At 73.5% G+C, this 13,142-nt stretch carries 12 protein-coding genes and 1 pseudogene; 12 read left to right on the plus strand and 1 reads right to left on the minus strand.

The genetic code is table 11. The annotated features are described in order from the left end of the window. The first annotated feature begins 61 nt into the window (after nt 1-61). The 7 genes from ACIQ6R_RS28645 (at nt 62) to ACIQ6R_RS28675 (ending at nt 7,301) form a co-directional block, all read left to right on the plus strand. Complete coding sequence (locus ACIQ6R_RS28645; protein ID WP_404182081.1) at nt 62-643, plus strand: carbonic anhydrase; 582 nt, start codon at nt 62-64, stop codon at nt 641-643. A gap of 8 nt (nt 644-651) precedes the next feature. After that, on the plus strand, nt 652-2,142 hold the full coding sequence (locus ACIQ6R_RS28650; protein ID WP_404224416.1) for a SulP family inorganic anion transporter: 1,491 nt from the start codon (nt 652-654) through the stop codon (nt 2,140-2,142). 106 nt (nt 2,143-2,248) lie between these two features. Further along, complete coding sequence (locus ACIQ6R_RS28655; protein WP_404182075.1) at nt 2,249-3,049, plus strand: slipin family protein; 801 nt, start codon at nt 2,249-2,251, stop codon at nt 3,047-3,049. Between the two features lie 88 nt (nt 3,050-3,137). Beyond that, complete coding sequence (locus ACIQ6R_RS28660) at nt 3,138-4,529, plus strand: PhoX family protein (protein WP_404224418.1); 1,392 nt, start codon at nt 3,138-3,140, stop codon at nt 4,527-4,529. 64 nt (nt 4,530-4,593) lie between these two features. Continuing rightward, nucleotides 4,594-6,129 (plus strand): FAD-dependent oxidoreductase, encoded by a 1,536-nt coding sequence (locus tag ACIQ6R_RS28665; protein ID WP_404224420.1) that lies wholly within the window; start codon nt 4,594-4,596, stop codon nt 6,127-6,129. Nucleotides 6,130-6,227: 98 nt separating this feature from the next. Further along, on the plus strand, nt 6,228-7,085 hold the full coding sequence (locus ACIQ6R_RS28670; protein ID WP_404224421.1) for a polysaccharide deacetylase family protein: 858 nt from the start codon (nt 6,228-6,230) through the stop codon (nt 7,083-7,085). An 18-nt stretch (nt 7,086-7,103) separates the two neighbouring features. Beyond that, a complete protein-coding gene (locus ACIQ6R_RS28675; protein ID WP_404182063.1) occupies nt 7,104-7,301 on the plus strand; it encodes a hypothetical protein in 198 nt (65 codons plus the stop codon). Nucleotides 7,302-7,345: 44 nt separating this feature from the next. Here ACIQ6R_RS28675 and ACIQ6R_RS28680 read toward each other — a convergent pair. Further along, a pseudogene (locus tag ACIQ6R_RS28680) lies at nt 7,346-7,566 on the minus strand (ABC transporter ATP-binding protein); the annotation flags it as partial. Between the two features lie 61 nt (nt 7,567-7,627). On the opposite strand from ACIQ6R_RS28680, the gene ACIQ6R_RS28685 reads away from it, so the two are divergent. The 5 genes from ACIQ6R_RS28685 to ACIQ6R_RS28705 all read left to right on the plus strand — a co-directional run bounded on the left by ACIQ6R_RS28685 (nt 7,628) and on the right by ACIQ6R_RS28705 (nt 13,119). Then, nucleotides 7,628-8,347 carry a peptidyl-tRNA hydrolase gene (locus ACIQ6R_RS28685; protein ID WP_404182060.1) on the plus strand — a complete coding sequence of 240 codons (720 nt, stop codon included), beginning with the start codon at nt 7,628-7,630 and terminating at the stop codon, nt 8,345-8,347. Between the two features lie 65 nt (nt 8,348-8,412). Next, nucleotides 8,413-8,985 carry a GNAT family N-acetyltransferase gene (locus ACIQ6R_RS28690; protein WP_404182057.1) on the plus strand — a complete coding sequence of 191 codons (573 nt, stop codon included), beginning with the start codon at nt 8,413-8,415 and terminating at the stop codon, nt 8,983-8,985. A gap of 122 nt (nt 8,986-9,107) precedes the next feature. Beyond that, the gene (locus ACIQ6R_RS28695; protein ID WP_404224714.1) at nt 9,108-10,475 is read left to right on the plus strand and encodes a DUF692 domain-containing protein; all 1,368 of its coding nucleotides are present in this window, start codon (nt 9,108-9,110) and stop codon (nt 10,473-10,475) included. A 117-nt stretch (nt 10,476-10,592) separates the two neighbouring features. Further along, on the plus strand, nt 10,593-11,387 hold the full coding sequence (locus tag ACIQ6R_RS28700) for a TIGR04222 domain-containing membrane protein (RefSeq protein WP_404224423.1): 795 nt from the start codon (nt 10,593-10,595) through the stop codon (nt 11,385-11,387). Nucleotides 11,388-11,502: 115 nt separating this feature from the next. After that, the gene (locus ACIQ6R_RS28705) at nt 11,503-13,119 is read left to right on the plus strand and encodes an alpha/beta hydrolase (RefSeq protein ID WP_404224425.1); all 1,617 of its coding nucleotides are present in this window, start codon (nt 11,503-11,505) and stop codon (nt 13,117-13,119) included. Nucleotides 13,120-13,142 lie beyond the last annotated feature (23 nt).

A 13,142-nucleotide genomic window follows, 5' to 3' on the forward strand; every position in this document is an offset into this window, starting at 1 on the left:
CCCACCTCTGTCCTGCCCATCCGACGCGCCCCCACTGCGCGCCAGGAGGAATCACCACATCATGCAGCCCCTCATCGACAACGCCCGCTCGTACGGACAGCGCCCTGAGGAGTTCGCCGGGCTCGCCGAAGGCCAGTCGCCCGAAGTCCTGTTCATCACCTGCTCCGACTCCCGGGTCGTACCCGCCCTGATCACGGGCGCCGGGCCCGGCCGGCTCTTCGAGCTGCGCACCGCGGGCAACATCGTCCCGCCGTACGGCGCCGAGCGCCCGACCGGCGAGGCGGCCACCATCGAGTACGCCGTGGAAGTGCTCGGCGTCACCGACATCGTGGTCTGCGGCCACTCGCACTGCGGCGCCGTCGGCGCCCTGGTGCGCGGCGACGACCTGTCCGCCGTACCCGCCGTGCGCGACTGGCTGACGCACGCCGCGGACGAGCCGAAGCCGTGCGACCCCGCCGACCCGACGGTCGCCGAGGCCGTACAGCACCACGTCCTGGCCCAGCTGCTGCGGCTGCGTTCGTACCCCTGTGTCGAGCGGCGGCTGACGGACGGCCGGCTGCGGATGCACGGTTGGTACTACGAGGTCCACACCGGGATCGTGCGCGAACACCACGCGGACACCGACACGTTCGAGACGCTGTGAGCGCCGGCGTGAACGCCATATCCAAGGGCTCCGCGAGGTTCCCCCATCTGCGGCAGGACTTCACCGCCTCGCTGGTCGTGTTCCTGGTCGCCCTCCCGCTGTGTGTGGGCGTCGCCGTCGCCTCCGGTGTCCCGGCCGAACTCGGCCTGGTCACCGGCATCGTGGGCGGCATCGTCACCGGCCTCCTGCCGGGCAGCAGCCTTCAGGTGTCCGGTCCGGCCGCCGGCCTGACGGTGCTGGTCTTCGGCGCGGTCGACGAGTACGGGCTGCCCGCGCTCGGCGTGATCGTGCTGGCCGCCGGTCTCCTCCAGCTCGCGATGGGCGCCCTGAAGCTGGGGGGCTGGTTCCGGGCGATCTCCCTGTCGGTCGTCGAGGGCATGCTGGCCGGCATCGGCCTCGTGCTCATCGCCGGCCAGCTGTACTCGGCGGCCGGTATCGAGGCGCCCGCCTCCGGCATCGACAAGATCACCGGGCTGCCCGGGGCCGCCGTCGACGCGCTGGGCAGCACCGAGGCGCTCACCTCGCTCGCCCTCGGCGCCGGCACCGTCGCGGTGCTGGTGCTGTGGCGGCGGCTGCCGAAGCGGGTGCGGACCGTGCCGGGCGCGCTGGCCGCGGTCGGCCTGGCCACGGCGGTCACGGCGGTCTTCGGACTGTCGGTGGCGACCGTCGAGGTGAACGGCCTGCTGGACTCCGTCCAGCCGCCCGGCGCCGACGCCTTCGGCGAGCTGGCGAGCGTGGGCATTCTCGGCACCATCGTCGCCTTCACGCTGATCGCCTCGGCGGAGAGCCTGTTCAGCGCCGCCGCGGTGGACCGGCTGCACAACGGCCCGCGCACCGAGTACAACAAGGAGCTGATGGCACAGGGCGCGGGCAACACGGTGTGCGGTCTGCTCGGCGCACTGCCGATGACCGCGGTCATCGTGCGCAGTTCCGCCAACGTGAGCGCGGGCGCGCGGACCAAGGCGTCCCGGGTCATGCACGGGGTGTGGCTGCTGCTGTTCGCCGCGCTGCTGCCGTCCGTGCTGGCCCTGATCCCGCTGCCCGCGCTGGCGGGCATCCTGGTCCACGCGGGCTGGAAGCTGATCCCGTTCCGCAGCATCGTGCCGCTGTGGCGCGATCACCGGGGCGAGGCGCTGATCCTGGTGGTCACGGCCGTGTCGATCGTCGCGGTCAACATGTTCGAAGGCGTGCTGATCGGTCTGGCCCTGTCCGTGGTCAAGACCGCCTGGGAGGCCTCCCACCTCAAGCTGGAGGTCGTCGACAAGGGCGCCGGTCCCGTCCAGGCGCACCTGTCCGGCAACGCGACCTTCCTGCGGCTGCCGAAGATCCTGGAGAGCCTGGAGGCGCTGCCGCAGGACCGCCCGGTCGAGCTGGACCTGTCCGGACTGCACCACCTGGACCACGCCTGCCGCACCGCGCTGGAGAACTGGGCCGAGCGGCACAGCGCCACCGGCACGGACCCGGTGAAGGTCACCGAACCGGCGACGGCGGCGGTGTAGCCCCGTCGATGTGCCGGAGGTCCGGTCCGGGGCATGGCCTCGGACCGGACCTCCGGCATATCGTGGCAGAAGTAGGCGAAACGATCCTCAGGGCGAGGAGGTCGCCATGCTCCAGGAGCTGCTGACCGCGGCTGCCGCCGCCGGAAGCGCCGGGGTGCTGTACGTCGCCTCGGCGGCGCGGATCGTCAAGCAGTACGAGCGCGGGGTCGTCCTCCGGCTCGGCAGGCTCGCCGGTGAGGTGCGACAACCCGGCTTCACCATGATCGTTCCGGTGGTGGACCGGCTGCACAAGGTCAACATGCAGATCGTGACGATGCCGGTGCCCGCCCAGGAAGGCATCACCCGGGACAACGTGACCGTCCGCGTGGACGCGGTCGTCTACTTCAAGGTGGTCGACGCCGCCTACGCGCTCATCCGCGTCGAGGACTACAAATTCGCCGTGTCCCAGATGGCCCAGACATCGCTGCGGTCCATCATCGGCAAGAGCGACCTGGACGACCTGCTGTCCAACCGGGAGAAGCTGAACCAGGGCCTGGAGCTGATGATCGACAGCCCCGCCGTCGGCTGGGGCGTGCAGATAGACCGCGTCGAGATCAAGGACGTGTCGCTGCCCGAGACCATGAAGCGCTCGATGGCCCGGCAGGCCGAGGCGGACCGTGAGCGGCGGGCCCGGGTGATCAACGCCGACGCCGAGCGTCAGGCGTCCAAGGTGCTCGCCGAGGCCGCGCGCGAGATGTCGGAGACGCCGGCCGCGCTGCAACTGCGGCTGCTGCAGACGGTGGTGGCGGTGGCCGCGGAGAAGAACTCGACGCTGGTACTGCCCTTCCCGGTGGAGCTGCTGCGGTTCCTGGAGAACCCGCAGCGGGTGCCGTCGGACCGGCCCCTGGAGCGGCCGGCCGACATGTGACGCGTGTAGCGCGCGTGGTTCCCGGGGAACGTGCCAGGTGATAGACACAGCGGGTCACAGTCCTGTCCGCCAGCAGGAAGGTAACCCCATGTCCGCAACCCGACGCCAGGTACTCGCCCGCACGGGAGCCCTGGGCGCAGGCATCGCGTTCACCGGAGCCCTCTCCGAACTCTTCGCCGGCACCGCCGCCGCGCAGTCCCTGGGCCACACCGGCTACGGCCCGCTGGTCCCCGACCCCGACGGCCTGCTCGACCTGCCCAAAGGATTCCGCTACCGGGTCCTGTCCCGCGAGGGCGACGAGCTGCGCTCCGGTGAGGGCCCGGTCCCGTCCAACCACGACGGCATGGCGGCCTTCGCCGCGCGTTCCCGGGACCGTCATGGGGGCCGCCACGGCGGCGTCCACCTCGTGCGCAACCACGAGAACCGTGCCAACGGCAAGGTCCCCGTCCCCACGGTGAAGGGTCTGACCTACGACCCGGAGGGCAAGGGCGGCTGTACGGCCCTGACCCTGGACTCCCGCAACCACGTCCGGGACGAGCGGGTCGCGATCGCCGGTACGGCGGTGAACTGCGCGGGCGGGCCCACCCCGTGGCACACCTGGCTGACCTGCGAGGAGACCGAGGACAAGGCCGGCACCAACGGCTACACCAAGGACCACGGGTTCATCTTCGAGGTCGACCCCGCCGACCCGCACCGCACCGGCGCGGTGCCGCTGACCGCGATGGGCCGCTTCCAGCACGAGGCGGTCGCCGTGGACCCGAGGCGGGGCGTCGTGTACGAGACGGAGGACGCGTTCGAGCGTCCGTTCGGTCTCTTCTACCGGTTCCTGCCCGAGAAGCCGCTGGGCGGGACCGGCTCGCTGCGGGCCGGCGGCCGGCTCCAGGCGATGCGCGTGCCGGGCGTGCCCGACCTGTCCTCGATCCAGGAGACCGGCGCCTGCTTCGACGGCGTCGAGTGGGTGGACGTACCCGACCCGCTGGCCGCCGAGACCCCCATCCGGCACCAGGACTTCGGCCGGGGCGGCATCACCCACGCGCAGAAGCTGGAGGGCTGCTACTGGGGCGGGCGCAGCGTCTACTTCGTGTCGTCCTTCGCTCGCAGCGCGGAGGGCTCGGCGGGCGACCACTACGGGCAGATCTGGCGCTACGACCCCGAGCGGCGCCGGCTCACCCTGGTGATCGTGTTCGGCCCGGACACCGACGTGCGGCTCCCCGGGGAGTCCCCCGACAACATCTGCCTGGCCCCCAGCGGCGGCCTCATGGTCTGCGAGGACGGCAACGGCGCCCAGCACGTCTACGGCGTGACCAGGCGCGGCGAGGTGTACGCGATGGCCCGCGGCGCCCAGAACATCGGGACGCCCCAGGAACCGGAGTGGGGCGAGTTCGCCGGGGTCACCTTCTCCCCCGACGGCGACACGATGTACGTCAACTGCTACACGCCCGGGACGACGTTCGCGGTGACGGGCCCCTGGCGCGGGTAGCGCCCCTGGGGGCGGGCGCACCGCCCGGTCACTGAAGCCGCGGCTACGGGGTACTCGGGGCCGCATGACGGAGAAACCGCAGGTCAACGGCTCGTACTGGCTTCAGACCGCACCGGGCGGTGCACCACGCCCCGCCCTCGCGGAGGACCTCGACGTCGACGTCGCCGTGATCGGCGCCGGCGTCGCCGGTCTCAGCACCGCCTGGGAACTGGCGCGGGCCGGACGCAGTGTGGCGGTGCTGGAGGCCGGGCGGGTCGCCGCCGGCGTCACCGGCCACACCAGCGCCAAGCTGACCGCCCAGCACACGCTGATCTACGACAAGCTGCGCCGCACCCGCGGCCCCGAGGGCGCCCGCCTGTACGCCCGCTCGCAGTCCGAGGCGATCGAGCACGCCGCCGGGATCGTGGCCGAGCTGGGCATCGACTGCGACTGGGAGACCCGCAGCGCGTACACGTACGTCTGCGACGCGGGCCGCGTGGACGAGCTGCGGGCGGAGGCGGCCGCCGCGAAGGAGGCGGGACTGCCCGCCTCGTTCGTGACGGAGACGGCGCTGCCGTTCCCGGTCGCGGGCGCGGTCGAGGTCACCGGGCAGGCCCAGTTCCATCCGCGCAAGTACCTGCTGGCCCTCGCCGAGGACCTGGAGGCGCACGGCGGGCGGATCTTCGAGAACACCACCGTCCACGGCCTGGACGAGGGCGAGCCGTGCCGCGTGTCGACCGGGGCGGGAGCGAGGGTCACCGCCCGGGACGTGGTGGTCGCCACCCACTATCCGATCTTCGACCGGGCCCTGCTCTTCGCCCGCCTCTCCCCGCGCCGGGAGCTGGTCGTCGCCGGGAGCATCGAGGCGGACCGCGATGTCGACGGCATGTACATCACGCCGGACGAGAACACGCGCTCGGTCCGTACGGCACCCCTGGCCGACGCGGACGACGGCTCGGCCCGCCGGCTGCTCGTCGTCACCGGGGAGCACTTCACGCCCGGCACGGGCGACACCCGGAAGCGCTTCGACCGCCTGTCCGCCTGGGCCGGCGAGCACTTCCCCGGCGTCGACCTCACCCACGCCTGGGCGACGCAGGACATCGACCCGACCGACACCGTGCCGATGGTGGGCCCGCTGCACCAGGGCGCGCACCACACGTACGTCGCCACCGGTTTCGGCGGCTGGGGGCTGAGCGGCGGCATGATGGCGGGCCGGCTGCTCACCGCGCAGATCACCGGCGAGGAGTGCGCGTGGAGCGAGCTGTACGATCCGCGCCGGCTGCGCACGGCGGTGCGTGAGGCGCCGACGTTCCTCAAGACGCAGGCCGAGGTCGCCCGCCACTTCGTCGGCGACCGGCTGCGGCCCGTGCCGCCGGTGGACGCCCTGCCGCCGGGTGAGGGCGCCGTCGTCCGGGCGGGCGGCGACCGGCTCGCGGTCTACCGGGACGAGGCGGGCGCGCTGCACGCCGTCTCACCGCGCTGCACCCATCTCGGCTGTCTGGTCGACTTCAACGCGGCGGAACGCGCCTGGGAGTGCCCCTGCCACGGCTCCCGCTTCGACACGGACGGCAAGGTGATCGAGGGTCCGGCGACGAAGCCCCTGGAGCAGCGGGACATCTGACCGGCGCCGCCGAAGCGTTCTGACCCGAGAGGGTGACCCTCAGGCACGTCACCCCTCATAGTCGTACATACCGAACAACACACTCATACGTTCGTACGGTGATCACTCTCGTACGAAGCGCAACCGCCCTGTGTGTTCTGGGCGCCGCCCTCGCCGCCTGCGGGACCGCCGAGGCCCCGCAGGCCCCGCGCCCGGCACCGACCGCGTCCTCCGCCGCCCCGTCGAAGCCGGCCCCGTCCAGGCCTCCGACGCTCGCCCCCGGCCCCGCGGGCCTGACCCCCGTCTTCGAGCACGGTCCGCGCGCGGACGGCAAGACGGTCGCCCTCACCTTCGACGCCGACATGACCGCCGACCAGGGGCCGCGTGCGGCGGCGGGCGAACGGTTCGACAATCCTCGGCTGATCGCGGCCCTGCGGGAGCTGAAGGTGCCCGCCACGGTGTTCATGACGGGCCGGTGGGCCGAGGAGTACCCGGACGAGGCCCGGTCCATCGGCCGGAACCCGCAGTTCGAGATCGCGAACCACTCGTACAGCCACTACGCCTACACCGACGACTGCTACGGCCTGCCGAACGTGTCCGAGGAGCGGATGCGCTCGGACGTGGAGCGGGCGTACGCGGCCTTCCGCGAGGCCGGGGTGCGGGACGCGATGCCGTACTTCCGTTTCCCCGGCGGCTGTTACGACAAGGCGGCCCTCAGGGAGCTGGCCGCCACCGGCGTCACCGCCGTCCAGTGGGACGTGGTCAGCGGGGACGCCTTCGCGACGGACGCCGACGCGGTGACCCGTCAGGTGCTGGACGGGGTGCGGCCGGGGTCGGTCGTCGTCATGCACTGCACCCGCAGCGCCGCTCCGGTGACCGAAGAGGTGGTGCGGAAGGTCGTGCCCGAGCTGCGCCGCCAGGGCTACCGCTTCGTGAAGGTCTCGGAGCTGATCGGCGCCGCGAACGGCCGCGCCTGACGGGCCTACCCTGGAGAGATGAGCAGCGACGAGGACGCCGGTCCCGACGACTACTGTCTGATCGACGCGACCCGGCCGCCCAAGGCCGACGGCCCGCCGTACGCGGAGTGTGTGCTGTGCCGGGAGCCGACGGAGTACCCCGAGTCGTACAAGGGCATCACCTTCTGCCCGGTCTGCGAGTGGCAGGAGGCCCAGCGCACGGCCTGCTCAGGCTGATCGGCGCGAGCCGAGCGCACAGGCCGCGGCGGCCACGGCCAGTGGAGGGCGGGCGGGAAGCGCCCGGGGACGTACGCCGTGCGCGGGCGGCCGGTGACCCGGCGCTCGGTGGGTGCGTCGGTCCCGGCGGGCAGGCGCAGCAGGGGCGACTTGCCGGTGCCGTTGGTGCCCTCGACGCGGACGAGGTGCCGGGCGTCACGCTCAGGTCGACGCGGCGCAGTGCCCACGGCCCACGCGGACCGTGCCGCCGGCCGGCGCCGTCCAGCCGTAGCTCGGTTGCCCGGGGTCGTCCTCTCGCGTGCCCGGGACTTGGCAGACTGGTGGGCGTGAGCAACGAGCCGACGACTCCCGTCCCCGACAGCCCCTTCCGCCCCGAGCCCGGCGACCGCGACCTCGCGCCGCAGTTCGTGCTGCCGCTGGTCGTCCGCATCGAGCGGGCGGCGCCGCCGCCCCGTACCGACGCGCTGGAGACCGCGGCCCGGGCGGTGCTGGTGATGCTCGGCGACGAGCGGTCGACCGGCGAGGGCGAGTGGGCGCGGGCGATGCGGGACTGGCAGGACGCGCGCATCCGCAAGGTCGTGCGGCGGGCGCGCGGCGCCGAGTGGCGGCGGGCCGAGGCACTGCCCGGCATCACGGTCACCGGCAAGACGGCCGAGGTGCGGGTCTTCCCGCCGGTCCCGCTGGACGGCTGGCCCAAGGACCTGGCCCGCCTCCAGGTCTCCGGCACCGACCTCGACGACCCGGAGCCGCCGGTCGACGCCGACCTCGCCGCGCCGGTGCTGTGGATGAACCCCGACCTGGACATGTCGGCCGGCAAGGCGATGGCCCAGGCCGGACACGGCGCCCAGCTCGCCTGGTGGGAACTGGACGACGCCGCTCGGGCCGCCTGGCGGGACGCGGGCTACCCGCTGGCGGTGCGCAGCCCGGACCCGGCCCGCTGGCGCGGCCTCACGACGAGCGGCCTGCCGGTGGTGCGCGACGCGGGGTACACGGAGATCGCCCCGGGGTCGTGCACGGTGGTGGCGGACCATCCGGCGTTGCGGTAGCCGGCCGGTCCGTCGGGGCGGGCGAACCGGGGGCGTCGGCCTGTGCGCCGTGCCATCGTGGGGCCATGACCATCGACGTTCGCCCGGCCTCGGTCTTCGAGGACGTCCGGACCCTGCTCGGTCCCAAGTCGCCGACGTCCGACGTCTGCTGGTGCCTGAGCTACCGCGTCCCCTCGAAAGTCAACAAGGAGCTGCGCGGCCCGGCCCGGGGTGCCTACGTCGCCGAACTGTGCCGTACGGGACCCCCTCCGGGAGTGCTCGCCTACGACGGTGACGAGCCGGTCGGCTGGGCCGCGGTGGCGCCGCGTGCGGACACCTCCTTCGCGCGCAACCGCAAGATCCCGCACGTGGACGACCTGCCGGTCTGGTCGCTGTGGTGCGTCCGCGTGCGGCCCGGTCACCGGAAGAAGGGGATCTCGCACTCCCTGATCGCCGGGGCGGTCGACTTCGCCCGCTCCCAGGGCGCACCGGCGATCGAGGCGTATCCGCTCGACAACGGGGACACCAGGGTCGACCTGACCATGGCGTACGCCGGGCTCCGGAGGAACTTCGAGCGCGCGGGCTTCGTCCACGCCGCCGACACCACCTCGGTGCTGGCCGGTCATCCCCGGGTGCTGATGCGACTCGACCTGCGCTGACGGTCCGGCGCCGCCGCGAACCTCAGATGTTGCTCTGAACATGCCCGGCCCGGGGTTCGGGCCGGGCCGGGCGGGCGATATCCCCGGCATGTTCGCAGGAGGGGGACGGAACCATGGAGCGAATGACGCGTACGGCGCGGCTGGGGACCGGCATCGGATGGCGTCCGGAGATCGCGGACGTCGTCGAGCGGATGCCCGGCATCGACTGGGTCGAGGCCGTGTCCGAGAACCTCTGCCCCGGGCATCTGCCCGACTCGCTGCTGCGGCTGCGCGAGCGCGGGGTGACCGTCGTGCCGCACGGCGTCTCGCTCGGGCTCGGCGGCGCCGAGCGGCCGGACGCGGGAAGGCTGGCGGCGCTGGCCGAGCGGGCGGAGGCACTGGAGTCGCCGCTGGTCACCGAGCACATCGCGTTCGTCAGGGCGGGCGGGCCGCTGACCGCCTCCCCGCTCCTGGAGGCGGGGCACCTGCTGCCCGTGCCGCGCACCCGCGACGCCCTCGACGTGCTCTGCGAGAACGTGCGCATCGCGCAGGACGCGCTGCCCGTGCCGCTCGCCGTGGAGAACATCGCCGCGCTCGTCTCCTGGCCGGACGAGGAGATGACGGAGGGGCAGTTCCTGTACGAGCTGGCCGACCGGACGGGGGTGCGGCTGCTGATCGACGTGGCGAACCTGCACACCAACCACGTCAATCTCGGTGAGGACCCGGCCGAGGCGCTCGGCGAACTGCCCCTGGAGGCCATCGCGTACGTCCATGTCGCGGGCGGCTTCGAGCGGGACGGCGTCTGGCACGACAGCCACGCCCACCCCGTTCCGCGGCCGGTGCTCGACATCCTGACCGACCTCGCCTCGCGCGTGGCGCCGCCCGGTGTCCTGCTGGAGCGCGACGAGAACTTCCCCGAGGGCGAGGAGCTGGCGGGCGAGGTGGAGGCGATCCGCGACGCCGTCGCGAAAGGGCGAGCGGGTGAGGTGCCCACGGGCACGGGCACGGGCACAGGCACGGACGCGGACACGGACGCGGACGCGGACACGGACGCGGCGACGCGCCGGGCCACGCCCGAGGGGGCCGGCGCCGGCGACACCGAACGGCAGCGGCTCGGCCTCGCGCAGGCCGCGCTGCTGTCCGCGCTGGTCGCCGGGACGCCCGTGCCCGAGGGGTTCGACCGGGCGCGGCTGGGGGTGCAGGCGCGGGCGCTCGCCGGGAAGCGGGCGGACGTGGTCGCGAAGGTCGCGCCCGAGTTGCCGGTGCTCCTCGGCGCGGGGTACCGGCCGGCCTTCCTCTCCTATGCCCAGAGGCGTCCGATGACCGGTGGCTACCGGCGGGACGCCCTCGACTTCGTCGAGCACCTGATGCGGAACGGCCGTCCGCAGGACGCCGGTGTGCGCGGCGCGTTGCGGAAGTGGTGGCTGGAGCGGTCAGGGCCGGTGCCGCGGTCGGAGCGTGCCGGGGCGCGGTGGGCCCGTGCGACCAGGCGTGTTCTGCTGCGCCGCTGAGCCGATCACGACCTCGCCGGGACATCACCAAACGGAACGTCACATACCCACAACACTGCGTCCCGAAATGTGAACAGGGCATGGCGCCGGCGAAAGCCTTTGGCATAGAAGTACGGCATGTTCTGGGTCCTTCTGCTCCTGTCGGCCTGGGCCGTCGCCGGCCTGGCGTGCCTGCGGCTGTGTCTGGCCACCGTGCGCGCGGCGGCCGTCGACGCGCACGCCGTCGGCCGTGCGCACGCGCTCACGTTGTACGAGGCGGCGTTCCTGTCCGGTGGCCCTCGCAGGGTCGCCGACCTGACGCTGGTCTCCATGGCGCGCCAGCGCAGGCTGCTGCTCGCGCACACCGGCTGGGCGACCGTCGTGGACCCGTGCGGGCGGGACGAGATGGAGCGGTCGGTCATAGGGGCGATAGGGCCCGGAGGGCAGTCCCGGATAGCGCCGGTACGGACCACCGCGGCCACCGCGGACGCGGTGCGGAGCCTGGCCGACCGGCTGGTCGGCGCGGGCCTCGCCGTGCCGGACGGCGCCCGCGGCGTCGCCGCCGGAGTGCGGCGGGTGCGGGGCGCCGCGGTGGCCGTGTGCGCGCTGGGCGGCGCCGCCCTGGCGCTGCCCCTTCCCGCGGAGCAGCCACGCCTGCTGATCGCCCTGTGGTTCGCGCTGCCGCTCACTCTGACCCTGGGGTGCCTCGCCATCACGCGGATGGAGGTCCACCCGTACTCGGACTGGGCCTCCCCGGCCGGGCAGCGGCTGATCGGCGCCCTCGTCCGGCACGCCGACGGCTCGGCTGACGACCGTACGTACCTCACCTCGGTCGCCGTACGGGGCGTCCACGCGATCGGCGAACCGGACCTGCGCGCGGCCTTCGCCCACCGCGAGGAGTACGCCGAGGACTACTGGGAGCGCCGGGCCTGACCCGCCGGGGGGCGTACGGAGGCACTCGGCGACGACACCCGCGGGCGGTGCTTGCCCTGCCCTGCGGTCGCACCAAACATCCCTTGTGTCACACCGTGCACCGAAGGGATACGCGATGCGAGCTGCCGTCCTCTACTCGGCCGCCGGGTCCTTGCTGCTGACCACCCTGGCGGCCGCGCCGGCCCCGGGAACTCCGGGCGGCCCCGGGGACGCCGAGGCGCGCGGCACCGCCGTGGCCGCCGAACGCGCGGCGGCGGCCGGCGTCGAGTTCGGCAGCTGCCCGGAGGCGGGGGACCTGCCGGGCGCCATGCGCTGCGGCACGGTCGCCGTGCCCCTGGACTACGCGCACCCCGAGGGGAAGCAGATCCGGCTCACCGTGAGCCGGGTGCGGGCCACGCACAAGGACCCGGACAACAGCAAGCGCAAGGTGCCCCGGCAGGGCGCGCTGCTCTACAACCCGGGCGGTCCGGGAGCCTCCGGTCTGTACTTCCCGCTGGTCGGCATGGTCCCCCAGTGGAAGCGGATCGCGGCAGCGTACGACCTCGTCGGGTACGCCCCGCGCGGGGTCGCGCCCTCCGCGCCGCTGTCCTGCCAGGACCCCGGGGAGTTCTTCAAAGGGCCCCGGCCGGCGCCCACGCGGCCCTCGGACGCGTACAAGAAGGAGCGTGCCGCCGAGGCCGAGGCGTACGCGCGCGGCTGCGCCGAACGGGCCGGGGACGCGCTGCGGCACTACCACTCCCTCAACAACGCCCGTGACCTGGAGGTCGTACGGGCCGCGCTGGGCGAAAGGCGGCTCACGTTCATGGGCGCGTCGTACGGCACCTACCTGGGGGCGCTGTACGCCGAACTGTTCCCGTCGCACGTGCGGCGGATGGTGTTCGACGCGGTGGTGAACCCGGACCCGGACCAGGTCTGGTACCGCAACAACCTGGACCAGTCGGCGGCGTTCGAGGACCGCTGGACGGACTTCAAGGAGTGGATCGCCGAGCACGACGCCGTGTACGGGCTCGGGGACACGCCGCGCGCGGTGCAGAACAGCTACGAGGAGGCGAGCGCGCGGCTCGCGGCGGAGCCCGCGGGCGGGACGGTGGGCCCCGCGCAGTTGCAGGGGGCGTTCCTGAAGGCCGGGTACTACGACGACTACTGGCCGCACCGCGCCGAGGCGCTGTCGGCCTACCTGAAGGGCGATCCGCGGCCGCTGATCGACCAGGCGGGGACGCGGACCGGGGAGGGGGCGGTCGGGGCGGAGAACTCCAACGCCGTGTACACGGCCGTCGAGTGCAACGACGCGTCCTGGCCGACCGACTTCGAGGTCTGGGACCGGGACAACACGCGGCTGGCGCGCCGGGCGCCGTTCGAGACGTGGGACAACGTGTGGACGAACCTGCCGTGCGCCTACTGGCAGGCGCCCCGGCAGCGCCCCCTCGACGTGCGCACCGGTCCGGGTGAGCTGCCGCCGACGCTGCTGCTGGCCGCCGAGCGGGACGCGGCCACTCCGTACGACGGCGCGCTGGAGCTGCACCGGCGGCTGTCGGGCTCGGTGCTGGTGACCGAGCGGGACGCGGGGACGCACGGCATCGCCGGCGGCCCGAACGCATGCGTCAACGGCCACCTGGAGGCGTACCTCCTGGACGGCCGCCTCCCGGCGCGGGACGCGTCGTGCGCCCCCCGCCCGGAGCCGAGGGCGACGGCCGAGCCGCGGGCCGGGTCAGCCGCGGCACCGGCGGCCTGATCGAGCGAGCCCTGATCGAGCAA

The organism is Streptomyces sp. NPDC096048 (assembly GCF_044763415.1).
Taxonomy (GTDB): Bacteria; Actinomycetota; Actinomycetes; order Streptomycetales; family Streptomycetaceae; genus Streptomyces.

What these genes read in the sequence shown, in the direction of transcription:
- ACIQ6R_RS28655 (WP_404182075.1), top strand. Translation starts at nt 2,249, where the DNA reads ATGCTCCAGGAGCTGCTGACCGCGGCTGCCGCCGCCGGAAGCGCCGGG.
- ACIQ6R_RS28660 (WP_404224418.1), top strand. Translation starts at nt 3,138, where the DNA reads ATGTCCGCAACCCGACGCCAGGTACTCGCCCGCACGGGAGCCCTGGGC.
- ACIQ6R_RS28695 (WP_404224714.1), top strand. Translation starts at nt 9,108, where the DNA reads ATGACGCGTACGGCGCGGCTGGGGACCGGCATCGGATGGCGTCCGGAG.
- ACIQ6R_RS28645 (WP_404182081.1), top strand. Translation starts at nt 62, where the DNA reads ATGCAGCCCCTCATCGACAACGCCCGCTCGTACGGACAGCGCCCTGAG.
- ACIQ6R_RS28665 (WP_404224420.1), top strand. Translation starts at nt 4,594, where the DNA reads ATGACGGAGAAACCGCAGGTCAACGGCTCGTACTGGCTTCAGACCGCA.
- ACIQ6R_RS28700 (WP_404224423.1), top strand. Translation starts at nt 10,593, where the DNA reads ATGTTCTGGGTCCTTCTGCTCCTGTCGGCCTGGGCCGTCGCCGGCCTG.
- ACIQ6R_RS28690 (WP_404182057.1), top strand. Translation starts at nt 8,413, where the DNA reads ATGACCATCGACGTTCGCCCGGCCTCGGTCTTCGAGGACGTCCGGACC.
- ACIQ6R_RS28675 (WP_404182063.1), top strand. Translation starts at nt 7,104, where the DNA reads ATGAGCAGCGACGAGGACGCCGGTCCCGACGACTACTGTCTGATCGAC.
- ACIQ6R_RS28705 (WP_404224425.1), top strand. Translation starts at nt 11,503, where the DNA reads ATGCGAGCTGCCGTCCTCTACTCGGCCGCCGGGTCCTTGCTGCTGACC.